The organism is Sphingomonas rhamnosi (assembly GCF_036663615.1).
Lineage (GTDB): Bacteria > Pseudomonadota > Alphaproteobacteria > Sphingomonadales > Sphingomonadaceae > Sphingomonas.
In genome coordinates this window covers 26,149-52,767 of sequence record NZ_JAXOJJ010000006.1, presented here as the reverse complement: position 1 = coordinate 52,767, position 26,619 = coordinate 26,149, and the positions used below count along the sequence as shown (strand labels likewise).

21 protein-coding genes are annotated in these 26,619 nt (G+C 68.6%); 3 read left to right on the top strand and 18 right to left on the bottom strand.

The window, feature by feature from the left end; translation table 11 throughout:
* Window positions 1-42 precede the first annotated feature (42 nt).
* Both U1701_RS13560 and U1701_RS13555 read right to left on the bottom strand, forming a co-directional pair.
* Window positions 43-1,224, bottom strand: coding sequence for a hypothetical protein (locus tag U1701_RS13560; protein ID WP_332783102.1), 1,182 nt, complete (start codon window positions 1,222-1,224; stop codon window positions 43-45).
* Window positions 1,225-1,317: 93 nt separating this feature from the next.
* Window positions 1,318-1,611, bottom strand: coding sequence for an Hpt domain-containing protein (locus U1701_RS13555; RefSeq protein ID WP_332783101.1), 294 nt, complete (start codon window positions 1,609-1,611; stop codon window positions 1,318-1,320).
* Between the two features lie 261 nt (window positions 1,612-1,872).
* Here U1701_RS13555 and U1701_RS13550 point away from each other — a divergent pair, with 261 nt between their 5' ends.
* On the top strand, window positions 1,873-4,005 hold the full coding sequence (locus tag U1701_RS13550) for a coiled-coil domain-containing protein (RefSeq protein ID WP_332783100.1): 2,133 nt from the start codon (window positions 1,873-1,875) through the stop codon (window positions 4,003-4,005).
* 142 nt (window positions 4,006-4,147) lie between these two features.
* On the opposite strand, the gene U1701_RS13545 is transcribed toward U1701_RS13550, so the two are convergent.
* From U1701_RS13545 to recR, 3 genes are all read right to left on the bottom strand, one after another.
* Window positions 4,148-6,577 (bottom strand): TonB-dependent receptor plug domain-containing protein, encoded by a 2,430-nt coding sequence (locus U1701_RS13545; RefSeq protein WP_332783099.1) that lies wholly within the window; start codon window positions 6,575-6,577, stop codon window positions 4,148-4,150.
* Window positions 6,578-6,723: 146 nt separating this feature from the next.
* The gene (gene def / locus U1701_RS13540; RefSeq protein ID WP_332783098.1) at window positions 6,724-7,260 is read right to left on the bottom strand and encodes a peptide deformylase; all 537 of its coding nucleotides are present in this window, start codon (window positions 7,258-7,260) and stop codon (window positions 6,724-6,726) included.
* A gap of 39 nt (window positions 7,261-7,299) precedes the next feature.
* The gene (recR, locus tag U1701_RS13535) at window positions 7,300-7,896 is read right to left on the bottom strand and encodes a recombination mediator RecR (RefSeq protein WP_332783277.1); all 597 of its coding nucleotides are present in this window, start codon (window positions 7,894-7,896) and stop codon (window positions 7,300-7,302) included.
* A gap of 52 nt (window positions 7,897-7,948) precedes the next feature.
* Between recR and fmt the strand changes: the two genes are divergently transcribed.
* Both fmt and truA read left to right on the top strand, forming a co-directional pair.
* The gene (gene fmt / locus U1701_RS13530; RefSeq protein ID WP_332783097.1) at window positions 7,949-8,875 is read left to right on the top strand and encodes a methionyl-tRNA formyltransferase; all 927 of its coding nucleotides are present in this window, start codon (window positions 7,949-7,951) and stop codon (window positions 8,873-8,875) included.
* Complete coding sequence (truA, locus tag U1701_RS13525; RefSeq protein ID WP_332783096.1) at window positions 8,872-9,630, top strand: tRNA pseudouridine(38-40) synthase TruA; 759 nt, start codon at window positions 8,872-8,874, stop codon at window positions 9,628-9,630. The genes fmt and truA overlap by 4 nt, the downstream gene beginning before the upstream one ends.
* 65 nt (window positions 9,631-9,695) lie before the next feature.
* Here truA and U1701_RS13520 read toward each other — a convergent pair whose 3' ends face one another.
* The 13 genes from U1701_RS13520 to U1701_RS13460 form a co-directional block, all read right to left on the bottom strand.
* The gene (locus U1701_RS13520; RefSeq protein ID WP_332783095.1) at window positions 9,696-10,889 is read right to left on the bottom strand and encodes a class I SAM-dependent RNA methyltransferase; all 1,194 of its coding nucleotides are present in this window, start codon (window positions 10,887-10,889) and stop codon (window positions 9,696-9,698) included.
* On the bottom strand, window positions 10,886-12,469 hold the full coding sequence (locus U1701_RS13515) for an NAD(P)H-hydrate dehydratase (protein WP_443026056.1): 1,584 nt from the start codon (window positions 12,467-12,469) through the stop codon (window positions 10,886-10,888). The genes U1701_RS13520 and U1701_RS13515 overlap by 4 nt, the downstream gene beginning before the upstream one ends.
* Window positions 12,466-12,825: a hypothetical protein gene (locus tag U1701_RS13510; RefSeq protein WP_332783094.1), complete on the bottom strand. Its 360-nt coding sequence runs from the start codon at window positions 12,823-12,825 to the stop codon at window positions 12,466-12,468. The genes U1701_RS13515 and U1701_RS13510 overlap by 4 nt, the downstream gene beginning before the upstream one ends.
* 7 nt (window positions 12,826-12,832) lie before the next feature.
* A complete protein-coding gene (gene ilvD, locus U1701_RS13505; RefSeq protein ID WP_332783093.1) occupies window positions 12,833-14,554 on the bottom strand; it encodes a dihydroxy-acid dehydratase in 1,722 nt (573 codons plus the stop codon).
* An 82-nt stretch (window positions 14,555-14,636) separates the two neighbouring features.
* Window positions 14,637-14,987 (bottom strand): response regulator, encoded by a 351-nt coding sequence (locus U1701_RS13500; protein ID WP_332783092.1) that lies wholly within the window; start codon window positions 14,985-14,987, stop codon window positions 14,637-14,639.
* Window positions 14,988-15,036: 49 nt separating this feature from the next.
* The gene (locus U1701_RS13495) at window positions 15,037-17,418 is read right to left on the bottom strand and encodes a hybrid sensor histidine kinase/response regulator (protein WP_332783091.1); all 2,382 of its coding nucleotides are present in this window, start codon (window positions 17,416-17,418) and stop codon (window positions 15,037-15,039) included.
* Between the two features lie 183 nt (window positions 17,419-17,601).
* Entirely contained in the window at window positions 17,602-19,629 is a 2,028-nt protein-coding gene (locus U1701_RS13490; RefSeq protein ID WP_332783090.1) for a M13 family metallopeptidase, read from the bottom strand.
* A gap of 175 nt (window positions 19,630-19,804) precedes the next feature.
* Window positions 19,805-21,925: a M13 family metallopeptidase gene (locus U1701_RS13485; protein WP_332783089.1), complete on the bottom strand. Its 2,121-nt coding sequence runs from the start codon at window positions 21,923-21,925 to the stop codon at window positions 19,805-19,807.
* Between the two features lie 113 nt (window positions 21,926-22,038).
* Window positions 22,039-22,608, bottom strand: a complete 570-nt coding sequence (locus U1701_RS13480) for a DUF2062 domain-containing protein (protein WP_332783088.1) — start codon at window positions 22,606-22,608, stop codon at window positions 22,039-22,041.
* Window positions 22,609-22,612: 4 nt separating this feature from the next.
* On the bottom strand, window positions 22,613-23,095 hold the full coding sequence (gene smpB, locus U1701_RS13475; protein ID WP_332783087.1) for an SsrA-binding protein SmpB: 483 nt from the start codon (window positions 23,093-23,095) through the stop codon (window positions 22,613-22,615).
* A gap of 92 nt (window positions 23,096-23,187) precedes the next feature.
* Window positions 23,188-23,952, bottom strand: a complete 765-nt coding sequence (locus U1701_RS13470) for an NYN domain-containing protein (protein WP_332783086.1) — start codon at window positions 23,950-23,952, stop codon at window positions 23,188-23,190.
* Window positions 23,953-23,962: 10 nt separating this feature from the next.
* Entirely contained in the window at window positions 23,963-24,463 is a 501-nt protein-coding gene (gene greB, locus U1701_RS13465; protein WP_332783085.1) for a transcription elongation factor GreB, read from the bottom strand.
* A gap of 58 nt (window positions 24,464-24,521) precedes the next feature.
* Window positions 24,522-26,531, bottom strand: a complete 2,010-nt coding sequence (locus tag U1701_RS13460; protein ID WP_332783084.1) for a lytic transglycosylase domain-containing protein — start codon at window positions 26,529-26,531, stop codon at window positions 24,522-24,524.
* Between the last annotated feature and the right edge of the window lie 88 nt (window positions 26,532-26,619).

The following is a 26,619-nucleotide window of genomic DNA, read 5'->3' as shown; positions in this document are numbered from 1 at the left end:
CCGACATGCCGTCGTCCTTAGCCTGCTGTCGTTAACGCCAAGCTAAGGCTGACGAAGGCTTTCGACCACTGCCGCGAGCGTCGCGGTCGCATAAATCGCCGCGATGCCGAGCCCGAGCACCGGAAGCCCGAGCAGCGCCAGGACCGCAACGATCGCCAGATAGGCCGACGGACTGCCCCACCACAGCCGGCGCGCACGCTCGACGATCGCACGTTCGCCGATCGCGCCGATCGCAACAACGCCGACGCCAATCGCCAACGCGGTATTTTCGCCCGTATAGCCGCTGATGAGAAAGGCAAAGACCAGCACCGCCAGCGCCGCGACGCCACCGATCGCTAGCGTCTGCACGCGCGCGGCCGGCATCTCGTCGCGCAGACCGCTGAGAACCGACCCTAGTGCCAGCGCGATGCAGCCGGCCAGCGTCACGATCAGCCCCGTCGCGAGCAAGCCAAATCCCTGCACCACCAGGCCGGCGCCCCCCAGCGCGGCGCCCCCCACACCCAGCGTCGTGCCGGCGACGTTGCGATCGACCAGCCCCGGCAACACCGCCCGCGCGATCGGCGCCAGCACGAACCGGTCGAACCAGCCCCGCCGCGCCGACACGATCGTCACCAGCACCGCGCGCCCGCGTTCCTCCAACGTGCGCGCCTGGTGCTCGATGCCGTGCCCGCCGCCGCGCATCGTTTCGGTCGGCAGCAGTATCTGGACGACGCGCTCCTGCACCGCGAGGCGTAGCAGCGTCGATTGCAGGTCATAGTCGTGCGGCAGCGCTGCCACTTCGGCGATCCGCCGCGGATCGATCCGCGCGACGCCTGCCCATGCCATCTGCCCGCCGACGCGTTCGAACCCCGGCCCCGCGTCGTCCTCGGGAACGACCAGCAGCGCCTCGCCGTCTTCCGCCGCGATCGCGGTCACGACCGCCTCGGTAGTGACGAGCCCGTCGCCGAGCATTACGATACGCGCGAGCGGGTGAAGCCGCTCCGTCGCTTCCGCTGCGGAGCGGACGGTATCGACCGACACGCCGCGACGCCCGATCCGCGCGATCGCGCCGAGCAGTTCGGGGGTCAGTCGTGCGACGACGACGATCAACTGGCTGACGCCGGCCGCGACCAGCAGCCGCGCCTGATATTCGATTAAGGTGACACCGCTGAACGGTAGGGTCGCGGCGAGACGATCGGGGCGATCGTCGGCGTCGTGGATTGCAAAGAGAAGCCCGGCTAACATCGCCGTGCTGTTAGGCGGTCGTGGCGGTGGATGCAAAGCGACCCGGTGGCATAATCCACGGTCCTCGCGCACGCCCGGTCCGGAACCCCCGGCCTACAGCCGCGACACCGCCCGCCGCAACTTGCGCAAGCCTTCGAGATCGCGCGGGTCCCCCTCGGCGATCTCGGTCGCCAGCGCCATCAGCCGCACCGCGCCAAAACTCGCTGCCAACCCCTTCAGCCGCCACGCCGCCGCGCGCCATTCCTCGTGGCCGGCGGCCAGCGTCATCGCGGTCAGCGCGCGTTCGGCGCTTTCGGTGAAAGCGAGGCGCAGTTCGGCGATCAGCGCGGGTTCGTCACCCACCGCGGCCGCCAGCGTCGCGTCGATTGCTCCAGGATCATAGGCCATTGTGCACGGCCTACCGCAAAGCGGCTTAACGCAAGGTTATTCGCTTTGAGGTGCTGCGTTCTATGGTAAACCTTCGGGATGAACGGGGGTTCGACCATGATGGGTTTTCGGGCGGAGGCGGAAACGGCCGAGCCGATCAGCGCGTACAGGGTAGTGCAAGACATGGATCACGACGCCCTGCCCCCGTCGGATCTGAATCTTCATGCGTACGACGCCCACGACCCCACAGAAATTGAAACTTCAGACCGGCGCCTGCCGCTGATGATCGTATCTGGCGCGGTGATCCTGTTGTGGCTGGGTGGCATGCTGTGGATGGCGCGCGGCGCGCTCGGCACGCTCGACGCCGTCGCCTTGACGCAGTTCCTGGCGGCGCTGTGCGTCGTGCCCGCGCTGATCGGCATCCTCTGGATACTCGGCATGCGCACCAGCCGTGCGGAGGCGCAGCGGTTCGGCGCCAGCGCGCGCGAGATGCGCGCCGAGGCGGCCAGTCTCGAACGCACCGTCGCGGTGCTGTCGAGCGCGCTCGACGCGAACCGCGCGCAGCTCGCCGAACAGGCGTCGCAGCTGATGATCATCGGCGACGGCGCGACCGAGCAATTGCGCGCTATCAGCCGCGACATGGCCGCCGAGATCGATCAGGCCGATGCCCATGCCCGCGACCTGGCCGACGCGGCAACCGCCGCGCAGACCAACCTGGGAATCCTGATCGCGTCTCTGCCGCGCGCGCAGGCCGATACCGATGCGGTCGCCGACCGGCTCGAACGCACCGGGCTCGCCGCCAGCGAACATGCCGCTGCGCTCGACGCGCAGATCATCGCGCTCGCCGACCGCGGTCGCGAAGCCGACGCGATGGCAAGCGGCGCGGCGCAGCGGCTCGCCGCGCATATCGTCCGCATGGAAGCGACCAGCGAAACCGCCGGTGCGCGGCTGGAGCAGGTCACCGACGGCATGAGCCACGCGGTTGACCAGCTGCTCGATCGTACCGCCGACGCGGTCGACGAGGCGCGCAAGGGGATTGCCGCGCAGGGCGATGCGATGCTGGCGATGGTCGGCGCCAACCAGGCCGCGCTCGACAGCGCGGCGCGCGACAGCGCCGAGGCGCTCGCGAAGCGGATAGCAACCGTCGAGGACGCGATCGAACGCGTCGCGATCCGGCTCGACCTGCAGCGCAGTTCGGGCGAGCGGATCGTCGACGATCTGAACGCCGGGCTCGGCGCGATCGAGACCCGCGTCGAGGCGATGCACCGCCAGGGCGTCGACAAGTCGCAGATGCTCGCCGCGTCGATCAGCGCGCTCGGCGGCTCGGCGGACGCGATGACCGAGGCGCTGCGCGCGGGCGAAGCGATGGCCAACCGCACGATCGGCACCACCGAGACATTACTGATCGCGCTCGATTCCGCCGCGCGCGAGATCGACGAGACGTTGCCCGAGGCACTGACCCGCCTCGACACGCGAATCCTCGCCAGCAAGGACATCGTCGTCGGCGCCAAACCCGAACTGCTAGCGCTCGTCACCGCCGCCGAGAGCACGCACGACGCGATCGCTGCGATTGCGGACGTGGTCGGCGAACAGCGCCGCATACTTGATCAATTGGCGGGAACGCTGCTCGAAACGCTGTCGACCGGGCGCGCGAAGGCGGATGCGCTCGGCCAGATCGTCGACGAGACGATCGCGCGCACCGATCAATTCGCCGAAGACGCCGCGCCGCGTCTGGTCGAAGCGTTGCTGCGCGTCCGCGAAACCGCCACGGTCGCCGCCGACAAGGCGCGCGAGACGCTGGCGCAGGTCATTCCCGAAGCCGCCCATGCGCTCGGCGCGGCGACTGCCGAGGCGATGCGCCGCGCGACGACGGATACCGTCGATCGTCAGGTCCGTGCTCTCGCCGATTCGAGCGATGCCGCGGTCGACGCCGCCACGCGCGCGACCGAGCGGCTCGCGGTGCAGGTCGATGCCATCGTCGCCCAGACCGCGATCGTCGATGCGCGCCTCGACGAGGCCCGCACCGAGCGCGAGGAGGCCGGTCGCGACACCTTTGCGCGGCGCGTGTCGCTGTTGATCGAAGCGCTCAACTCGGCCTCGATCGACATCACCAAGGTGTTCGCCCCCGAAGTGTCGGACAGCGCTTGGGCCGCGTACCTGAAGGGCGACCGCGGTGTCTTCACGCGCCGCGCGGTTCGCCTGCTCGACGCGGCGGAGGCGCGTGAGATCGCCGGTCTCTACGACGACGACGCCGAATTCCGCGAGATGGTGAATCGCTACATCCACGATTTCGAAGCGATGCTCCGCGCGATCCTGGCGCAGCGCGACGGCTCCCCGCTGGGGGTGACGTTGCTGTCGTCCGACATGGGCAAGCTGTACGTCGCGATGGCGCAGGCGATCGAGCGGTTGCGCTAGAGCGCACCACTGCCGTCATCCCAGCGAAGGCTGGGATGACGGGAAGGTGGGTTACGGGCCCGCGCTCAAATGGCGGGCCCGCGCTGGAATGACGCGCCGGCGCAGGGATGACGGAACCAGTGCCAGGGCCGGCTAGCCCCAGTTACCAGCTCAGGCCGACGCGTGCGTAGAGATACCGCCCGTTGAACCCGAACGGCGAGTAATAGGGATAGGCGATGACACCGGTCGTGTTGTTCGCCGGGATCGTCGCGTCCGGATACACGTCGAACAGGTTGCTGACGCCCAGCCCGATCTGCGGGCCGCGCGGCGTCTGATAGCGGATTTCCATGTCGGTGATGACATGCTTGCCGCTGTGCACGTCCCCTGCGGCGGTCGTTCCCGGCTGGTTGACGTCGCCATAATAGGTCGCGCGCACCAGCGCACCGAGCTGGTCGAGCGACCAGTCGATCGACCCCGTCACCTTCTCGCCCGGCGTGCCATCCTCCAGCGTGAGGATGCGGCTACGCGCGAACAAGGTCGGCGCCGGGTTCAGCGTCGAGGTCGAGGTCGGCACACGCGTCACCTTGGTGTCGTTGATGTTGCCCGCGACCGTGAAGTCGAAATTGCCGGCACCCGGCGTCACCAACCGGTAATGCGCCACCGCGTCGATACCCTTTGTGGTCGATGCCAGCCCGTTGATGAAGAACCGCGCCGCGCTCGCGCCGCTGCCGGCGAGCAGCGCGGTGACCTGCGCGTTGCCGGCCGCCGCGATGTTCTCCGACAGCCCCAGCTGGTTGCGGATATGGATGCGGTAGGCGTCGACCGTCAGGTCGAGCCCGCCGGCGCGGATCACCGTCCCGACCGACAGGTTGGTCGACTTTTCCGGCTCCAGTGGCTGCCCGCCCAGCCGCGCCGCGATCGGATCCACCGACGGGAAGGTCCCGGTGTCGATCGGCAACCCGTTCTGGATCACGGTCGCGATCGAGGTGAAATATTGCTGCTGCAATGCCGGCGCGCGGAAGCCGGTCGACGCCGTCCCGCGCAGCGCGAACCAGCGCGCGAAGTCATAGCGCGCCGACAGCTTGCCCGTCGCGGTCGATCCGAAGTCCGAATATTTCTCGCCACGCCCGGCGATGCCGAGCAGCAGCTTGTCGGTCACCTGCGCTTCGACATCGGCGTAGATGCTGCCGTTGCGGCGGCTGCGATCGACTTCGTTGCGCGGCGCGAACCCGCCAAAGCCCTGCGCGCCCGCAGCACCGCCGCCGACCGCCCCGGTGGCGGGAACGCCATAGGATGCCGGCTCGCCCGCCTGGATCTGGAACGTCTCGCGACGTCCTTCCAGGCCGAAGGCGACGTTGAGGCCCTGCAGCACGTCGAACTTGCGGTTGACGTCGAGCCCGGCGACGAGCTGGCCGTACACCAGCGCGCCGTCCGAAAAGTCCGTCGGCGTCGCGGCGCCATAGGCGTAGTTGGCCGAGTTGAGCGTGCGGAAACCGATCTTGTTGCGGCCATAGCTGACGTTCAGGTCGACGTTCCAGTCGGCGACCTCGCCCTTGATCCCGACCGCCGAATTGATGTCGCGCGACTTGGTGTTGATCAGCGGCAGGAAGCCGTCGGTGTAACCCGCTAGATCGGTCTGCGCGTTTTTAAGACGCGGGAACGCGGCGCTGCGCGTGTCGCGGTCCTGATAGCCGAACCAGCCATACAGCTTCCAGGTCCCGGTCAGCGTCGTGCCGGCATTGGCGAAGATGCTGTACTGCTCGACCGACGGGTCGCCGAACCGGCCGGTGACCCGGGTGGGCGTCACCCGCGGATCGAAATCGGCGCGGTTGGTCGCGCTGCGATGGAGATACTCGCCCGACACCGTCAGGAAGCCATCGTCGCCGAAGCCGAGACCCTGCCAGCCGGACACGGTGACGGCATGCTCGCCGGTCGTTCTGCGGCTGCCGCGCGCGGTGTCGATGTCGGTGTTGTAGAAGCCGTAATTGACCGTGGCCCCACCGCCCGAGCGCGCCTCGCGCAGGCGCAGATTGACGACGCCGGCGATCGCGTCCGAACCGTATTGCGCCGAGGCGCCGTCGCGCAGCACCTCGATCCGGTCGAGCGCGACGGTGGGGATGGTGTTGAGATCGACCGAGGCCGAGCCGCGACCGACCGAGCCGCCGACGTTCAGCAACGCCGACGTATGCCCGCGCACGCCGTTGATCAGCACCAAGGTCTGGTCGGGCGACAGGCCGCGCAGCGTCGCCGGCCGGATCGCATCGGTGCCATCAACCGCCGACGGCCGCGGGAAATCGATCGACGGGGCGATCGCGGAGAGTGCCGCACCGAGCTCGGTGGTGCCCTGGCGCTGCAACGCTGCCGCACTCAGCACGTCGACCGGCGATGCGCTGTCGAGCCGCGACCGGCCCGCGGTCCGCGTGCCGGTGACGATGATGTCGTCCTGCTCGTCGGCCAGCGGGCTGGCCGCGGGATCGTTCGCCGCGGTGGTCGCGGCCTCCGCCGGCGCGGTCTGAGCCAGGGTCTGGGCCTGTGCCTGCACGAGCGCAAGAGTCGAAACGGCCAAGGCCAACGCGGTACGATAAACGATCATGGAAAGGGTCCCTGCTGACGACGCTCTTCGGCGCCATATCGCTGCAACGCAGCAGCGATCACGCGACGCAGGTCGTCACGTGCGGGCTTTCCTTCAACGTACAAAAACTACGGCCGGCTAAGCGTTTAGCTATTTCGGCGCGGCAATCACCCCGCGCGGCGCATCTTCGCGAGCTTCTTCATCACCATGTCGCGCTTGAGGCGGCTAATATGGTCGGTGAACAGCACGCCGTTGAGATGGTCGATCTCGTGCTGCATGCAGGTCGAGAGCAAGCCGTCGAGATCTTCCTCGAAGCTCGCGCCGGTCTCGTCCTGCCAGCGCACGCGGCAGGCGGCGGGCCGCGCGACCTCGGCATATTGCTCGGGGATCGAGAGGCAGCCTTCGTTGTAGACCTTGGTCTCGTCGCTGACCGAGAGGATCTCCGGATTGATATAGGCGCGCGGGTCGCGGATCGGGGTTTCCTTGCCGTCCTCGTCGGTCTTCGTCTCTTCCTGCAGGTCGATGACGAGGATGCGCTGATCGACCCCGACCTGGATCGCGGCGAGGCCGATGCCGTGCGCGTCGTACATCGTCTCGATCATGTCGGCAACGAACGCGCGGGTGGTGTCGTCGATCGTCTCGACGGGCTTGGAGACCAGGCGCAGGCGCGGGTCGGGGACTTCTACGATTGGGAGGACGGCCATCCGCGCGAGCTAGGTAACGCGCGGGCGGGCGTCAAGCGGTCAGGATACCGGACGCCGCGCGCGCAGCGCCTGGGCGAGCGTGCCTTCGTCTAGATAGTCGAGTTCGCCACCGACCGGCAGGCCGTGCGCGAGCTGGGTGACGCGGACCGGGAAGCGTTCGATGCGCTCGGCGATGTAGTGGGCGGTGGTCTGCCCCTCCAGCGTCGCGTTCATCGCGAGGACGACCTCGTCGATGCCGCCGGCTTCGATACGGCGGACCAGGCCGTCGATGCTGAGATCTTCCGGGCGGATGCCTTCGAGGGCCGAGAGGCGACCGCCGAGGACGTGGAAGCGACCTGGGAAGAGGCGCGAGCGGTCGAGCGCCCAGAGGTCGGCGACCTCCTCGACGACACACAGCGCGCGCTGGTCGCGGCGCGGGTCGGCGCAGATCGCGCAGGGGTTGGTGGTGTCGACATTGCCGCATTGCGTGCAGTTTTGGAGGCGTTCGTCGACCGCGGTCAGCGCCTCGCGCAACGGGCCGAGCGCCGCCTCGCGCTTCTTGAGCAGATGGAGCACGGCGCGGCGCGCGGAGCGGGGGCCGAGGCCGGGTAGTCGCGCGAGCGCCTGGGTCAGCGCCTCGATCTCGGGGGATGCCATCGAGAACAGATAGGGGGTTGCGCGGGGGGGCGCCAGCGTGTTCGAGAGGCCCATGCGGATCGTTTTCATGGGAACGCCGGACTTCGCTGTGCCGGTTCTGGATGCGCTGGTCGAGGCCGGGCATGCGGTCGTCGCGGCCTATTGCCAGCCGGCGCGGCCGGGCGGGCGGCGCGGGCGCGCGCTGGTGCCGTCGCCGGTACAGGCGCGGGCGGAGGCGCTGGGTATACCGGTACGGTCGCCGGTGTCGTTCAAGGCCTCCCTGCCCGGGGGCGCCGACGCGCGGTCGGCGTTTGCCGCGCTGGAGGCGGACGTCGCGGTGGTCGCGGCTTATGGCCTCATCCTGCCGCGGGCGGTGCTCGAGGCGCCACGCTTCGGATGTTTGAACGTGCATGGCTCGCTGCTGCCGCGGTGGCGGGGGGCGGCGCCGGTGCAGAGGGCAATTCTGGCGGGCGATGCCGAGACGGGCGTCGGCATCATGCAGATGGAGGCCGGGCTCGATACCGGGCCGGTGCGGCTGGAGGGGCGGACGCCGATCGCCGGCAAGACCGCGGGCGAACTGACCGCGGAACTGGCGGTGATGGGGGGGCGGTTGATGGTGGAGGTGATCGGCGACCTGGACGCCTACCCTGCCCGGCCGCAGCCCGAGGAAGGCGTCACCTATGCGGCCAAGATCGACAAGGCGGAGGCGCGGATCGATTTCGCGCAGAGCGCGGTGGCGGTCGAGCGGCTGGTGCGGGCGATGAACCCAGCGCCGGGGGCGTGGTTCGAGGTGGCGGGCGAGCGGGTGAAGATGCTTGCGGCCGACGTGCTGCCGTTCACCTTTCCGGGGGGCGACGGGCTGACGGTCGATGCTGGGCTTACGATCGGGTGCGGCGACGGGGCGATCCGGCCAACGCTCGTCCAGCGCGCCGGGCGCGGCGTGTCGTCGACCGAGGAGTTCCTGCGCGGGTTTCCGGTGGCGTCCGGGACTCAGCTTTGACGCGGTTTGGGCTGACGGTAGAATTCGACGGCCGGCCGTTCATGGGGTGGCAGCGGCAGTCGCACGGGCCCTCGGTGCAGGCGGCGATCGAGGCCGCGGTGCTCGCGGTGACGGGCGAGACGGTCGCCGTGCATGCGGCAGGGCGGACCGATGCGGGGGTGCACGGCCGGGCGATGCGCGCGCATGTCGATATCGACAAGGCGATCGCGCCGTTCCGGCTGATGGAGGCGCTGAACGCGCGGTTGCGGCCGGCGCCGGTGGCGGTGCTGGCGTGCGAGGTCGTGGCGGAGGACTGGCATGCGCGGTTTTCGTGCGTCGGACGGGCGTATGAATATGTCATCATCAATCGGCGGGCGCCGTTGACGGTGGAGGCGGGACTCGCGTGGCAGGTGCCGCAGCCGCTGGATGCGGGGGCGATGGCGGAGGCAGCCGGCGCGTTGATCGGGCTGCACGACTTCACGACGTTTCGGTCGGCGCATTGCCAGTCGGCAAGCCCGGTCAAGACGCTCGACCGGCTGGATGTTGTGCGGGTTGGGGACCGGATTACGATCGCGGCGGCGGCGCGGTCGTTTCTGCATCATCAGGTGCGGTCGATGGTCGGGTGCCTGGCGCTGGTGGGGATGGGGCGGTGGGCGGTTGGCGATGTGGCTGCCGCGCTGGCGGCGAGGGATCGGGCGAAGCTGGGGCTGAATGCGCCGCCGGATGGGTTGTATTTCGTGGAGGCGGTTTATCCCCCTCCGTCACCCCGGGCTTGACCCGGGGTCCCGCTCATCGGCGCGCGAGGCAGAAGCGGGACCCCGGGTCGAGCCCTGGGTGACGGTTAGGCGGCGGGCCGAGTGAACTTTGCCGCGAGCTCGACATGCGTCGACCAGCGGAACTGGCCGACGGGCTGGATCCAGTCGATCTGCCAGCCCGCATCGCACAAATCCTTCGCGTCGCGCGCGAAGGTGGCGGGGTTGCACGAGACATAGGCGATGACCGGCGTCTTGCACTCCGCCAGCGCGACCGCCTGCTCGCGGGCCCCCGAGCGCGGGGGATCGAGGACCACAGCATCGAAGCGGTCGAGTTCGGCGACGGTGAGAGGTCGCCGATAGAGGTCGCGGTGTTCGGGGAAGACCGGGCGGCGGGCGGCGTTGGCGCCGGCCTTCAGCGAGCCGAGCGCGTCACGGCCGGCCTCTGCCGCATAGACCTTGGCGGGAATCGCCATGGTGAAGGTGCCGAGGCCGGCGAACAGGTCGGCGACGGTCGCCGGCTTGCCGATCGCGTCGAGCACGGCGGCGGTTAGCGCGGCTTCGCCATCCACGGTCGCCTGCAGGAACGAAGCGGGCGGCAGCGGCACGGGGACGCCGCCCAGCGTGATCGTGCAGGCGTCGGGCTCCCAGCGCGTCTCGGGGCCCATGCCGTCGTCGAACGCGACGCGGGCGATCTTGTGGGTTTCGCAGAACGCGACGAGCGCTTCGGCGGCGGGGAGGCCGTCGGGCGCGAAGCCGGTGATCAGGATGTCGGGGCCCTGATCGGCGAGCGTCAGGTGGACGTCGCCGCGGCGCTTGAAGTTCAGCTTCCGGAGCAGGACGCGCAACGGGGCGACCAGCGCGAACAGGCGCGGGTCGAGGATCCAGCATTCCTTGATGTCGACGATCGCGTGCGACTTTTCCTCCGCGAAGCCGAGCGTGATGCGGCCGCCCTTGGCCTCGGCGTGGAGCGTGGCGCGGCGGCGGGTGCGTGGGGGCGAGATATGCGGCGCGCGGATCGTGGTGGCGATCCCCTGCCCGTCCAGCGCCGAGGCGATGCGGTCGGTGACGAATTCGGCATAGCTCTGGTCGTCGAGCTGCTGAAGCTGGCAGCCGCCGCAGGTCGGGAAGTGGATGCAGGGCGGCACCTGGTGGTGCGGGCCGTGCGTCAGCGTGCCGTCGGCGGCGAGCGTGTCGCCGGGCGCCGAGAGGGCTGCGTGGCGGCCGTCGGCGGTGATGCCGTCGCCGCGCGCGGCGATGCGGATGATGGTGTCGTCGGTCATAGGGATGCGCGGGCTTTTTGCAGGGCGACGGCGAGATCGTCGGCGATGAAGGCGGGGCCGAGGCGGCGGGCGGCGTCGGCGTGGAGCCAGACACCGGCGGCGGCGGCTTCGAACGGGTCGAGGCCGGCGGCCAGCATCGCGCCGATCGCGCCGGCGAGGACGTCGCCGGTGCCGGCGGTACTGAGCCAGTCGCTGGCAGCGGGGGCGATGCGGACGCGGCCGTCGGGCGCGGCGATGACGGTGTCGGCGCCCTTGAAGACGATAACGGCGTTGGCGGCCTTGGCGGCGGCGCGGGTGCGGATGATCTTGTCGGCGTCGGACTTGCCGAAGAGCACGTCGAACTCGCCCGTATGGGGCGTTAGGATCGCGGGGGCGTCGAGGGTGGCGATGCGGTCGGGGGTGAGCAGGCGGAGGGCGTCGCCGTCGATGACGAGCGGGTGGTTGGTGGCTAGCGCGGAGTCGAGCAGCGATCGGGCATAGTCGCTGCGGCCGAGGCCGGTGCCAATGATCAGCGCGCCGATGCGGTCGTTTTCGAGCGCGTGGTCGCTGAGGGGCGCGCGGACGAGCGCGTGGGGGGGGCCGCTCGTGTCGCCGAGCAGGGTCGCATAGCCGGCGCCGGCGTGCATCGCGGCGAGGGCTGCGAGCTCGGACGCGCCTGGCATCGCGCCCGCGATGATCGCGACCATGCCGCGGGTGTATTTGTGCGCGTCGGGGCCCGGGCGGGCGAGCAGCGGGGGAGAGAGGACGTGCGTTTCGCTGGCGATGGGGATGCCGATGTCGAGCACGCGAATATCGCCGCAGTAGCGGGCGGCGGGTTGGAGGAGGTGGGAGGGTTTGGCTGCGCCGAGTGCGAGGGTGACGTCGAAGACGGGGGGCTTGCTGAGAGCGGCGCCGGTATCGGTGGCGAGACCGCTGGGGAGGTCGATGGCGATCGTCAGATTTGCGGTCGTGGAGAGGTGGTGGAGCTTTTCGGCAATAGGCCGTTCCCCCACGGAGGCGGGGGTCCAGGGTTGCCGTGCGCTGGCGCTGCTGGACTCTAGCTGGGCCCCCGCTTCCGCGGGGGAACGGTTTAGGGGTGGGCGTTCGCCTGCAACGCGCCCTTCCCCGGCGGAGGCCGGGGCCCAGTTGGGTGAACCGTGCGCGCTATCGATGGCGTTGCCCAACTGGGCCCCGGCCTTCGCCGGGGAAGTGTTCGGGGTGTCGAGGGGGCGGGTCAGGCCTGTTCCGAAAAGCGCGTCGATTAGAACGGGCGCCGGTGTCGCCTCGGCGAAGGCTTCGACCGGGCCGGACCACCCTGCCCTTGCCGCCTCCGCCGCGTCGGTCTTCGGCTCGCCGAGCGCCGCGACCCGCACCGTCGCCCCGCCTGCCGCCAGCACCCGCGCGACGACATAGCCGTCACCGCCATTGTTGCCGGGGCCGCAGATTATCAGGATTTCGTTGTTGCCGGCCAGCCGCCGGATGGCCGCGGCGATCGCGGTGCCGGCGCGGTCCATCAGCACGGTGACGCTCTCGCCGCTCGCGTCTTCCGCGGCGCGCATCTGCGCGGCGGTGACGATCGGCGTGCCGTCGATACGGATCACCGCGCGCCCTTGATCGTCGCGGGCAGGCGGTAGCGGCCGCCGCCAAGCGCGACCTCGATGCCGTCGGTGCCGACGACGGTGACCTTCGCTACTTCGGCGCCATCGGCGGCGATCACGCCGCGGCCGTCCGTCGTCACCTGCAACCGGTGGAACGCGCCGTCGGGGTGGCGGAGGGTGAGCAGCAGCCCGCCCTCGCTTTGCGTCTGCTCGATCGTGCAGTCGCGTTTGAGCGTGGCACCGCCCTGCGCGCAGAGGATGCGCCCCTCTTCGGCGGCGTCGGTGCGCGTCTGCGCCTCGACCTGGGCCAGGCTGTTGGCGGGTTGCTCGCGCCCGCAGGACGCAAGCAGGAAGAACACTACCGCGCTAGATATCCGCGTAGACATGGGTTTCGGCAGCGGCTCCGGGATGGGTGACCGCGCCCTTGTAGGCCGGACCCACCGTCTTCGCATAGCGCCACAATGCGCCCGACTGGTAATCGTTGGCGCGCGGTACCCAGGTCTTGCGGCGCTCGGCCATCACGTCGTCGGCGACGTCGAGGTCGATCGTGCCCGCCTCGGCGTCGATGCGGATGATGTCGCCGTCCTCGACCAGCGCGATCGGGCCGCCATCGGCCGCCTCCGGCCCCACATGGCCGATGCAGAAGCCGCGCGTGCCGCCCGAGAAACGCCCGTCGGTGATCAACGCGACGCTCTCGCCCATCCCCAGGCCGTAGAGCGCGGCGGTGGTCGACAGCATCTCGCGCATGCCGGGACCGCCCTTGGGCCCTTCGTAGCGGATGACGATGACCTCGCCTTCGTTGATCAGGCGGTTCTCGACCGCGGCGAAGCAATCCTCCTCGCAGTCGAACACGCGCGCCGGGCCGGCGAACTGCAGGCGGTGGAGACCGGCAACCTTCACGATCGCGCCGTCGGGCGCGAGGCTGCCGCGCAGGCCCACGACGCCGCCGGTCGGGCTGAGCGGGGTGGCGATGTCGTAGATGACCTTCTGGTCGGGGTTCCACGTCACCTGGTCGATATTCTCGCCGAGCGTCTTGCCGGTCACGGTCTTGCAGTTGCCGTCGAGCAGGCCGCCGCCGAGCATCGTCTTCATCAGCATGTAGACGCCGCCGGCCTCGTACATGTCCTTGGCGACATACTTACCGCCGGGCTTGAGATCGGCAATGTAGGGCGTGGTCTTGAAGATCTCGGCGACGTCGAACAGGTCGAAGTCGATGCCGGCCTCGCTCGCCATCGCGGGCAGGTGCAGCGCGGCGTTGGTCGAGCCGCCGGTCGCCGCCACGACGCGCGCGGCGTTGATGAAGGCTTCGCGCGTGCAGATGTCGCGCGGGCGGAGATTGTCGGCGAGGCATTCCATGACCTGCGCGCCGGCTGCGACGGCGATCTGCTCGCGCGTGCTGTAGGGCGCGGGGACCATGTTGGAATTGGGCAGCGACAAGCCGATCGCCTCGGCGACGCAGGCCATGGTGTTGGCGGTGTACTGACCGCCGCACGCGCCGTGGCCGGGACAGGCGACTTTCTCGAGCGCGTGGACCTCGGACAACGGGCAGGCGCCAGCGGCGTATTTGCCGACCACCTCGAACACGTCGACCACGGTGACGTCGCGGTCCTGGTAGCGGCCGGGCATGATCGAGCCGCCATAGACGAAGATGCCGGGGACGTTGAGGCGGAGCATCGCCATCATCATGCCGGGGAGCGACTTGTCGCAGCCGGCGAAGGCGACGATCGCGTCGTAGCAATGGCCGCGGACGCTGAGTTCGACCGAATCGGCGATGACTTCGCGGCTGACGAGGCTCGACTTCATGCCCTGATGGCCCATCGCGATGCCATCGGTGACGGTGATGGTGTTGAAGCGGCGCGGCATGCCGCCGCCCTGGATCACGCCCTTCTGCGCGGCGTCGGCCTGCGCATCGAGCGTGGTGTTGCAGGGGGCGGAGTTGTTGCCGGCAGAGGCGAGCGCGACGAAGGGCCGTGCGATTTCCTCCTCGTTCAGGCCCATTGCGTAATAATAGCTGCGGTGCGGGGCGCGCTCGGGGCCGACGGAGACGTGACGGCTCGGAAGCCGGGATTTGTCGAATGTGCGGGTCATGGCGCACGCCTATGTCGCGAGACGAGGTTCCGACGCAAGAGTGTTGCGTCGATTTCGCTCCCCCTGTGGAGAGCGAATTAGTTTACAGCCCCTCAAGCGCCTTCGCGACGCCGTCCATCGTGAACGGCTTCTGCAGCCGCGGCCGATCGCGGAACCGCGGGTCGACACCGTCGTCGCCGCCGCCGGTCGCGAACACGAACGGGACGCCGCGGTCGGCGAGCGCCTCGGCGACCGCGGTGCTGTTCTCGCCGCCGCGGAGGTTGACGTCCAGGATCGCGCCGTCGACGCCGCCCGCCTCGATCCGCGCGAGCGCGCCGGCGACCGTGTCGACGCTGCCCGCGACGCCCTTGTCCAACACCTCAAGGAAATCCTCGAGCATCATGGCGATCAGGGGTTCGTCTTCGACGATCAGAATCTGCGGCAATGCGGTCATTGGCTTTCCCTAATCGCGATTGTTGCGCAACGCCAACAAGTTGTTCGATTCACCGCCCGGCCAGCACGTCCCGTGCCGCTTCGGCGAGTTGCTGGACCGAAAACGGCTTTGGCAGGAACGCGACATTGTCGAGGTCGATCGACCGGCGCAGCTGTTCCTCGGCATAGCCCGACATGAACAGCACGGGCAGGTCGGGATATTTCTCGCGTGCGCGGCGGACCATCGTCGGGCCGTCCATCGTCGGCATCACCACGTCGCTGATCAGCAGGTCGGGGCGACCGTTCTTTTCCAGCACCTGAAGCCCGATCTCGCCATTTTCCGCGGTCAGCACGCTATAGCCCTGCCGCGTCAGCGCGCGCTCGGCGACCGAGCGGACCATGTCCTCGTCCTCGACCAGCAGGATAGTGCCTGTACCCCACAGGTCGGCCGGCTTGGTAGCGGGCTTTGGGGCTGCGAGCCGCGGCGCCGCGGGCGCGGCGTGGACCGGCAGGTACATGGTGAAGGTCGCGCCCTGCCCCGGCTTCGAATCGGCGAAGATATAGCCGCCCGACTGTTTGACGATGCCATAGACGGTCGACAGGCCTAGCCCCGTCCCCTTGCCGAATTCCTTGGTGGTGAAGAAGGGTTCGAAGATTTTCGGCAAGATCTCGGGCGCGATGCCCGCGCCGGTGTCGTGGACGACCAGCGCGGTATAATCGGCGACCGGCAGGATGTCGGAGCCCAATTGCCGCACATCCGCCGACGATATCGCGCGCGTGCTGATCGACAGCGTGCCGCCGCCGCGCGGATCGGCCGCGAGGATCGCGTCGCGCGCGTTGACCGCCAGGTTGACGACGACCTGTTCCAGCTGGCCTGGATCGGCGCGCACTGGGCCCAGGTTGCGGCCATGGGTCATGTCCAGGCGGACATTCTCGCCCATCAGGCGCTTCAGCAGGTTGGAGACCTCCGAGACGACGTCGGGCAGCTGCAGGATCTGCGGGCGCAGCGTCTGCTGGCGGCTGAACGCTAGCAGCTGGCGCGTCAGGCTGGCGGCACGGTTGGAGTTGGTGCGGATCTGCTGGATGTCGTCGTAATCGCTGTCGCCGGGCGAATGGCGCATCATCATCAGGTCGCAGTGGCCGATGATCGCGGTCAGGATGTTGTTGAAGTCGTGCGCGACTCCGCCGGCGAGCTGGCCGACCGCCTGCATCTTGGTGGCCTGCGCGACCTCGCGCTTCAGCCGCGATTCCTCGCTATTGTCCTTGAGACTCAGCAGGACCGCCGCGTCGCCCAGGCCGCGCGCGCCGGCGATGGTCAGCGCGACGGGTTCGTCGGGATGATCCTTCAGCCGGACCGCCATGTCGGTCGAATGCGTCGCACCGCTCGCGAAGCGGCGGATCGCGTCGGCCACCGCGGCCTTGTCCTCGCGCACCACCAGATCGCCCGGATAGAGCGGCGGCGCGACCGCGTTGACCCCGGCGGCACGCAGAAACGCGTCGTTCATCTGCTGGAAGCGCCCCTCGCGGTCGACCAGCGCCATGCCGAACGGCATCAGGCTGACGAGGCTGCGGACATGCGCCGCCGCGTTCGCGCCGATCGCCGGCGCGTTCTCCTCGTCGTCGAGCAGGATCACCAGCACCGGGGCGTCGTCACCCTCGACGAACGGCACCTGCAGGACGCGGAGCGGCGTGCCCGCCAGCCCTTCGCGCTCGAAGCGGACAAGGCCACGGCTGTCGGTGATCAGGAACCGTGCGAAATCGCGGCCTTCGACCTGCCCGGTATCGTCGCCGAGCGCGCGGACGCGGAGCACGCGGTTGGCGGAACGCACGCGACCGTCGGGCGCGATCAGCGCGATCATGATGCCGCTGCCGCCGAGCCGGTCGCCGGTCGGCCCGGTAATCAGCGTGTTCGCGGTTTCGATCAGGTCGTGTTCCTGCGCGGTCACGAACCGCCAGACGAGCATGTCCGCATCGTCGCCCGCCCGGGCGACGAGCGCGGACAGCTGAATGCCGGGAGCGGGAATGCGGTCCGCGCGCGCGAACCCGTCGCGCCATGCCGTACGCCCGGCATCGCTCAGCGCGGCGATACCGGCGTCGTCGAGCGGCAGGCCCGGCGGCGTCGGAAAGCCGCCGAACACGCGTTCATAAGCGTCATTGGCACACACCAGTCTGCCGGCGCGATCGGTGACCGCGACCGCATCGGTGCTGGCTTCGGTAACGGTCCGGGCGAAATCCCAGTCGATCGCGCGCGGCGTCGCGCCTTCCGTCGCCCCGATCGTCCGCCACGCGATCACCGCGCCGCCGACGATGATCCCGGCGGCCAGGAACCCCGCCGCGGCGACGATGCTCTGCACCATCACCAGCACGAGCACCGCGGCCGTAATCGCCGCGGCCCCGGCGATCAGCGCGGCGGTACGGACGGGAGTCCGATCGATCTGGGGTAAGGAGGCCATCGCCACGGTCTTCCGATGTCGAAGGGCGAAGCGTCAAGCGGGATCGGCGGATATGGGTGCGATCGGCGCCGAGCGGCTGCCCCCGTTCTCCCGCGAAGGCGGGAGTCCAGGGTTACAGGGGGCAGCATCCGTGGCGTCTGGACCCCCGCTTTCGCGGGAGAACAGGAGCCCGCATGTCCACCCTTACCAGATCCGCACGCGCTGTTCGGGCGTGAGGAACAGCTTCTGCCCGGGCGTCGGCTTGTAGGCCGCGTACCAGGGGTCGAGGTTGCGCACGACTGACGCGCGCTGCTCGGACGGCGAGTGCGGATCCGTCAGCAACCGCTGGCGCAGGTTCGCCTCCCGGTAGCTGCGGCGCCAAACCTGCGCCCAGCCGAGATAGAAGCGCTGGTCGCCCGAGAACCCGTCGATCACCGCCGGCGTCTTGCCGCCGAGCGCCTTGTGATAGGCGTCGTACGCGACCGTCAGGCCCGCCAGATCGGCGATGTTCTCGCCCATCGTCAACTGGCCCTTCACGTGCAGGCCCGGCAGCGGCTCGTATGCGTCATATTGCGCGCCGAGCTTGCCGGTCAGGGCGTTGAAGTTGGCGACGTCCTTGGGCGTCCACCAGTCGGTCAACTGGCCCTTGGCATCATACTTCGCGCCCTGGTCGTCGAAATGATGGCTGAGTTCGTGGCCGATCACAGCGCCGATGCCGCCATAATTGACCGCAGGATCGGCCTTCGGATCGAAGAACGGCGGCTGCAGGATCGCGGCCGGGAACACGATCTCGACCATGCCGAAATTGGCATAGGCGTTCACCGTCATCGGGGTCATGCCCCATTCCCAACGCTGCAGCGGCTTGCCGAGATGGCCGACATTGTCCTGATGCGCCCATTCGTTCGCGCGCCATTCGTTGCCGAACGCGTCGCCTGCCGTGATCGTCAGGTTGTCGTAGCTTTTCCACTGGCTCGGATAGCCGATCTTCGGGGTGAAGGCGGCCAGCTTGGCGTGCGCCTTGACCTTGGTTTCGGGCGCCATCCACTCGAGCGTGTCGATCCGCTTGCCCATCGCGGCGAGCACGTTCTTGACGAGCGTGTCGGCCGCAGCTTTGGTCTCGGGGGGGAAATATTGCGCGACGTAGAGCTTGCTGACCTCGTCGCCGAGCGCGCCGCTGGTGAACTGCACGCCGCGCTTCCAGCGGGCTTCCTGCTCGGGCGTGCCCGACAGGACGGTGCCGTTGAACGCGAACTGTTCGTCGTCGAACGCCTTCGGCAGCACGTCGGCATAGCCGTCGAGCGAGCGCAGGATCAGCTGATCCTGCAGCACGCCGATCGGGGCCGCGGCGACGAGCTTGGCGATACCGGCGATCGCGCTCGGCTGCGCCACGATCAGCGTATCGACGGGCGCGCCGACGCCCTTGAAATAGGTGGCGAAGTCGAAGCCCGGCACGGCCTTTGCGAGGTCGGCGACGGACATCTTGTTGTAGGTCTTGGTGGCGTCGCGGCTGTCGACGCGGGTCCAGCTGACGCGGGCGATCTCGGTCTCGAACGCGACCAGCGCAGCGGCGCGGGCGGCGGCGTTAGGCTCGGCCGCCAGCGTCAGCATCTTGGCGATGTGCGCCTGATACGCCGCCTTGGTCTCGACGAGCTTCGCGTCGGTGCCGAGGTAATAGTCGCGGTCGGGCAGGCCGAGGCCCGACTGGCCGAGTGACAGCGCATAAACCTCAGGCTGCTTGTCGTCCTGGCCAACATAGGCGCCGAACGGGCCGCCGATACCGGCGCGCGAGGCTTCGGCGGCCAGCGCGGGATAGGTTGCGCGCGTCGCACCCTTCACCTTGGTGAGCCAGGGCTGGATCGGGGCGAGACCCTTCGCGTCGATCGCGGGGCGATCGAGGAAGGTGGCGTAGGCGCGGCCGATCTTCGAGTTCGGATCCTTGGCGGCGGTGTCGAGGATACCGCGGGTGCGGCTTTCCGACAGGTCCGACAGGAAGTTGAACGCGCCGTAATTCGCCTTGTCCGCGGGGATCGGCGTGGTCTTCGCCCAGGTGCCGTTGGCGTAGAGATAGAAATTGTCACCGGGCTGGACGGTACGATCCATGCCCTTCTCGTCGAAGCCGAATGTGCCGTATTGCGCGCCGGTGCTCTTGGCGGTGGAGCTTTGCGACGTTGCGGCGGTGACGCCTACGATGGCGGTGGCGGCGAGCAGGCTCGCGGCGATGAGGGACTTCATGGGGTTCTCCTGAATATTTGTCGTGCGCCGGGTCGGCCGGCACCACTTCCCCGGCGAGGCCGGGGTCCAGTTGGGAAGGCAGATGTAACAGCGGACCGTGCCTGGTTACCTCTGTCCCCCAAATGGGCCCGGCCTTCGCCGGGGTGGTGCATGCTGAGCGGCATGCGCGTGAGGCTTACCAGATGCGGACGCGCGCTTCGGGGGCGAGGTAGCTCTTCTCACCCGGCTTGGCGCCGAACGCGGCGTACCAGGGATCGAGGTTGCGGACCGTCAGCACGCGCTGATGCCCCGGCGAATGCGGATCCGACAGCAGTGCCTGCTGCAGCGCCGCGTCGCGGAACTTGGTGCGCCACACGCCGGCCCACCCGTAATAGAAGCGCTGGTCGCCGGTGGTGCCGTCGATGATCGGCGCTGGCTTGCCACCGAGCGACTTGTGATAGGCGTCGTACGCCACCGTCAGGCCGGCGAGATCGGCGATGTTCTCGCCGAGCGTCAGGCCGCCCTGGATGTGCTGGCCGGGCAGCGGTTCGTACGCGTCGTACTGCTTGACCAGCGCGTCGGTGAAGACCTTGAACTGCGCGACGTCCTTCGCGGTCCACCAGTCGGTGAGCTTGCCGTTGAGGTCGTATTTGCGGCCCTGGTCGTCGAAATGATGGCTGATCTCGTGGCCGATCACCGCGCCGATGCCGCCATAATTGACCGCAGGGTCGGCCTTCGGATCGAAGAACGGTGGCTGCAGGATCGCCGCCGGGAACACGACCTCGTTCATCGTCGGGTTCGCATAGGCGTTGATCGTCATCGGCGTCATGAACCATTCGCCGCGGTCGATCGGCTGGCCCAGCTTCTTGAGGTCGCGATCATATTCGAACGCGTTGGCGCGCGCGACGTTGCCGACCAGGTCGCCGGGCTGGACTTGCAGCGCCGAATAGTCGCGCCATTTATCGGGATAGCCGATCTTCGGCGTGAACGCGGCGAGCTTGGCGAGTGCCTTGGTCTTGGTTTCGGGCGCCATCCAGGCGAGGTTGCGCAAGCGGTCGCCCATCGCGGCGATGACGTTCTTCACCAGCTGGTCGGCGGTCGCCTTTGCCTCTGGCGGGAAGTACTGCGCGACATATTGCTGGCCGATCGCCTCGCCCATCGCACCCGACACCGTCGACACGCCGCGCTTCCAGCGCGGCTGCTGCTCGGGCGTGCCCGACAACGTGGTGCCGTAGAAGGCGAAATTGGTCTTGTCGAAGTCGCTCGAGAGATACGGCGCGAACGAGCGCAGCACCTTCAGCGCGGCGAAATCCTGCAGCACGGCGAGCGGCGTATCGGCATAGACCTTGGCCTCGCCGGTCAGCGCGCTCGGCTGCGCGACGATGTAGAACGGACGACCGGCGACACCCATCGCGGTCATATACTGCGCCCAGGGGAAGCCCGGCGCCTTCGCGGCGAAGTCCGCGGCGGTCCATTTGTTGTAAGTCTTGTCCGCGTCGCGGCTCTCGATGCGCGTCCAATGCGCGGTCGCCAGCGCCTTCTCCATCCCGAACACCGCCGCGGCACGCGTCGCGGCATTCGGTTCACCGGCGAGCGTCAGCATCTGCGCCAGATACGCCTGGTACGCGGTACGCACGGTGGCGAGCTTGGCGTCGTCCTTCAGATAATAATCGCGGTCGGGAAGGCCCAGGCCGCTCTGGCCGAAGCTGACCGCGTAGTTGGTCGGATCCTTGTCGTCCTGCCCGACGCCGACGCCGACCAGGCCCCCTGCCCCCTGGCGTTGCAGCCGGGCGATCTCGGTCGCCAGCGCGGCCTTGTCCTTGGTGGCCTTGAGCGCCGCCAGCCACGGCTTGACGGGCGCGGCGCCCTTCGCGTCGATCGCAGCCTGGTCCATGAAGCTTGTATAGAACACGCCGACCTTGTCGTTCGGCGTCTTCGCCGCGGCGTCGAGGATCGTACGCGTGCGCGCAAGCGACAGGTCCTGGAGGACGTGGAACATGCCGTAGGACGAGCGGTCCTGCGGGATCGGCGTCGCCTTCACCCATCCCCCGTTGGTGTAATCGAAGAAGTCGGTACCCGGCGTCACGGTCAGGTCACGGCCTGCCATGTCGAAGCCGAAATCGCCGATTTGCGGTTTGCTGGCGTCCTTGGCAGCCACGGGGCCGGTGGCAGCCTGCGCGACCGTGGTCGTCGGGTTGGCGGTTTGCTGGGCCGTTTGCTGGGCCGTGTGCTGGGTCGTGTGCTGGGTCGTCTGGGCGATCGCGATCGTCGAGACGGTAGAGGCGAGCAGAAGTACGGTCAGGATCGGCGTGCGCATCAAAGAACCTCGGACTGAAATCGGAATGCGCCGTGTTCTACGCCGATAACACGGTTCGTCAATTCGAGGATTGGGTTTGCCGTAATCCACAATCGTCCCCCGCAAAGAAGGGATTATAGACCGTTCTGGACCCCACCACGGTGCCGATGCCGCCATTTCCGCGCGATCCAGATGCGCCAGCCCAGCGCGCTGAGCGCATAGCCCGCCACCGCCGAGACCACGGCGATCACGATCAGCCCCAGCGCGGTCGCCGGGCCGGCCTGCATCAGCCACGGGATCCAACCCGTCTGCGCGGCGGCATCGGCCACCGGCTGGCCAGGGACGTGAGCGTCGAGGCGCAACAGCCACCGCCCTATCCAATAGGCGAGCACCCAGATCGGTGGCGTGGTCAGCGGGTTCGTCACGAAGGTCGTCAGCGCGGCGGTCGGCACGTTGGCGCGGAACGGCAGCGCGAACAGCGCCGCGACTGCGGTCTGCGCAACGGGGACCAGGATGCCGGCGACCATGCCCAGCGCGACCCCGCGCGGCACCGACCGGCGGGTAAAGCGCCACAATTCGGGCGCGAGCACGCGATGCGCGACCGGGCGCAGCAGCCGGTTGCGCTCCATCGATTCACGCGTCGGCAGATTGCGCTTGCTCCACGCGGCGAAGCGTTGCCACCCCGTCATTGCCGGCGCGGTCATCGGCTCAGCCGCGATCCCGCATGATGCGGCCCTGTTCGCGCTTCCAGTCCTGTTCCTTCACCGAATCGCGCTTGTCGTGGTTCTGCTTGCCCTTGGCGAGCGCAAGTTCGACCTTCGCACGGCCCTTGGAATTGAAGTAGATCATCAACGGCACCAACGTCATGCCCTGGCGCGCGACGGCGCCGTGCATCTTGTTGATCTCGCGTTCGTGCAGCAGCAGCTTCCGGGGCCGCTTGGGCTCGTGGTTGAAGCGGTTGCCGTGGCTGAATTCGGGGATGTTCGAATTGACCAGCTGAACGGTGCTGCCCTTCACCTCGGCATAGGCCTCAGCGATCGATCCCTCTCCGCCACGCAGCGCCTTCACCTCGGTGCCGGTCAGCGCGATGCCCGCCTCGAACACCTGCTCGATGTAATAATCATACCGCGCGCGCCGGTTTTCGGCGACGATCTTGGTCTTCTCGAATGTGGGGGGCTTTGGACGCGACATCCCGGCGATGTAGGCGCGCAAGGGGGTTAGGGGAAGGTGCCGCGTGAACCGCCCCACCGGCCCCGTCACCCTGCGCAAGCAGTCGAGAGTGCTTAGCGCAACCGCTTGACGAACACACGACCGCCTTCGCGCGTCTCGGACTGGAAATTGGGGATCATCGCGATCAGATCCTGCAGCCGCGAATAGCCGTAGTTGCGGGTGTCGAAGCTCGATCGGTTGCCCGCGAGCTGGCCCATCGCCGACAGGCTGACATAACCGCGCTCGTCGCGCTTGCTGGCCCCATAGGCGTCGATCAGCAGCTTGATGACGTCGGCGCCGATCTCCTGTTTTGGCTTGTGGCGCGGTGCCGCGACCCGCGCCGCGGGCGCCGATCCGATGATCGACGGCGGCAGCGGCAAGGGGACCGGCTCGGACTCGTCGTCGAGCGCGCCGACGTCGATGAAACGCGTGCACGCCTGGCGAAACCCCTCGGGCGTACGGCTGGTGCCAAAGCCATAGACCGGCACGCCGTCCTGGCGGATGCGCGTCGCCAGCGGCATGAAGTCGCTGTCCGACGACATGATCCCGAACCCGTCGATCCGCCCGCGGAACAGCAGGTCCATCGCGTCGATCGTCATCTTCATGTCGGTCGCGTTCTTGCCCTTGGTCAGGTCGAACTGCTGCTGCGGCTCGATGCCGTGCTTGATCGACATGTCGCGCCACGCCTTGAGCGCGGGCTTCGACCAGTTGCCATAGACACGGCGCACGTTGACCGTGCCGAGTTCGGCAAGCACCGTCAGGACGGGGTCGAGCGTGGCGGCGGAGGCGTTGTCGGCGTCGATTAGCAAGGCGACGTTGCGGGTCGTGATCTGGGTCATGGCCGCGACGCTAGCGGTCCGCCGTGCCAGCGTCCACGGGATAGCCGATCGCGATCACCTCATAATGACGCTCGCCAGCCGGCAGGTCGACTCGGCGCACGTCGCCGACCCCCGCGCCGCGCAGCGCGCGCGCGAACGGCGAGTTCCAGCCGATCCGCCCTGCGCCCGCATCGGTCTCGTCGTCGCCGACCAGGGTCAGCACGCGCTCGGCATCATTGTCGTCCGCAACGGTCACGCAGGCCCCGAACCAGATCCTGCTGCGGTCTTCCTGCGCGGCCGGATCGACGACCTTCGCCGCCTTCATCCGCTTCGACAGCCAGCCAAGCCGCCGGTCGATCTCGCGCAGCCGTTTGCGGCCATAAATGTAATCGCCGTTTTCGGATCGGTCGCCGTTGCCCGCGGCCCACGAGATCACTTCGACCAGCGCGGGGCGCTCATGGCTGAGCAGCTGCTCATACTCGGTACGCAAAGTCGCATAGCCGGCAGGCGTGATGTAGTTCGGGCGGTCCATGCGAGATCATTAGCCCAACCCGTCACCCCAACGAAGGCTGAGGCAATGGGAGGACAGGTCAACCCGGCCGGTTCTTGCCGAGATACCAGGACAGCTTCGCCGCCCCCCGGCTGGTCGACCGCGGCGGATTGAGCAGGTCGTACACCACCGCATTCTCGAGCACGCGCTGCACATAGTTGCGCGTCTCCTGGAACGGGATCGCCTCGATCCAGTCGACCATGTCGACGGCGCCGGTGCGCGGGTCGCCGTTGGCGCGCAGCCATTTGTTCACGTTGCCGCCGCCGGCGTTATACGCCGCGACCGCGAGCGGATAGCTGCCGTAATTGGCGTAGACACGCTGGAAGTAACTCGACCCCAGCATGATCGACATGTTCGGATCGGTGGTCAGCGCCGCCTGTGAGTAAGCGAGCCCAATCTTGCCCGATTGCTCCCGCGCGGTGCCCGGCATCAGCTGCATCAGCCCGCGCGCACCTGCATGGCTGACCGCGGCGCGATCGAACTGGCTTTCCTGGCGCGAGATCGCGTGGATCATCGTCCAGTTGCTCTCGTAGCCTGCAGGCACCGGGACAGTCGGGAAGCCCATCGCCGAATAGTCGCTGAGGCCGTTGGTCATCGCGCTGCGGCCGACCATCACGCCCAGATCGGGCCGGTTGATCGCGCGCGACAGTTCATCGGCAAGCCGGTGGTCGGTCTCGGTGGTCGCATCGGCGGCGATCTGCCGGACGAACGCGGTCTGATCCTGCCAGTCGCCGATCCGGCCGAGGAACTTCACCGCGCGCACCGTCTCGCGCGCGTCGAACGCGGCGCGGACCGCGGGCGGGATCGCGACCGACGGGATCGCCGGCGGCGCGGCCAGCCGCCCGCCGGTGCGCTCGATCGCGAGCTGGCCGTAGAATTGATCGCGGTACCCCGCCGCCTGCCCGTAGAACGCAGCGGCCTGCGGCGACAAAGCGGCCGCCTCGGCGGCACGGCCCGCCCAATAATAACCCTTGGCGCGGACCTGCGGCGCGCGCGAGCCGCGTGCATAGCGGTCGAACAGCGTCATCGCGTCCGCCGGCCGGCGCAGCTGCTTTAATGCCGCCTGCCCGCCTAGCCAGGCAAGGTTGGTATATTCGTCGCGCTCGGCATAGGATTTGGTCGAGACGTCGGTGCCCGCAGGATAGGCATCGTCGATCTGCCGCGCGATGTCATAGGCGGTCTGCCACTGCGAATCCGCCGTCGCGCCACGCGCGTTGGTGGCCAGCACCTCATACCATTCCCCGGCGTTGGCGGGACGCGTGGTCAGCGACCGCGGCCGTGCCAGCCACGCGCGCGCGCTGGGGCTCGCGCCCGAATTGCGCAGCCAGATCGCGCGGTCCGCGACATAGCCGGCGTCGTTGCGATACAGTTCCTGCGTCGACGCCGACAGATCCGATGCGTTCGGCGCGTTGGTGCGAAACGCGAGCCGCGCCACGAACACCGGGCGGCGGCCCGGACTGACATAGGCGAGTTGGCGCTGCGCTGCGCCCGTCTGGCCGGCCCACAGCAGCGCGTCCATTCGCGCATCCTGATCGTCGGGAGTCAGCGCGCCCGGGAAGCCCATCGTCACAGCCGCCTCGTCCGACGCGCTGAGCCCGGGCGAACGCCACGCGGTGCGTGCCGCCATATAGGCCTGGTCGCGCGCGCCGGTCGCCATCAGCGCGCGGGCATAGGCAAGCCCGCCCGACGCCGACAGCGGCGGATAACGGCGAAAATAGGCGACGACGCTGCCCGGTGCGCCGGTCGCAGCCTGGCGCTCCGCGGCGCGGCGGTTCGCGGTTTCGTTGGGCCAGCCGGGATGCGCCATCACGAACCCGGCATAGCTGTCGAATGGCAGCGCATCGGTCTGCTGCAGAGCACGCCACTGGGCGATGGCGGAGGCGATCGCGCCGTCGGCGGTGTTCGGGGCAACCGGCGCCTCCGCCTGCGGCCCCATATTCGTCATCTGCGTGCGATAGCGGTCGAGCTGATCCTGCCCGGCTCCCGACGCCGAGATGGTTCCGGCCGCCACGGCCAGGAGAATGCTCGATTTCAACGCAGAAGCTACCATGTGGACATCATACCGCCGCAACCCGTATCTGTCCTGAACGAAATCCCGAAAACCAGACCCTCAGCGCAACAGGATCGCACCTCCCTCC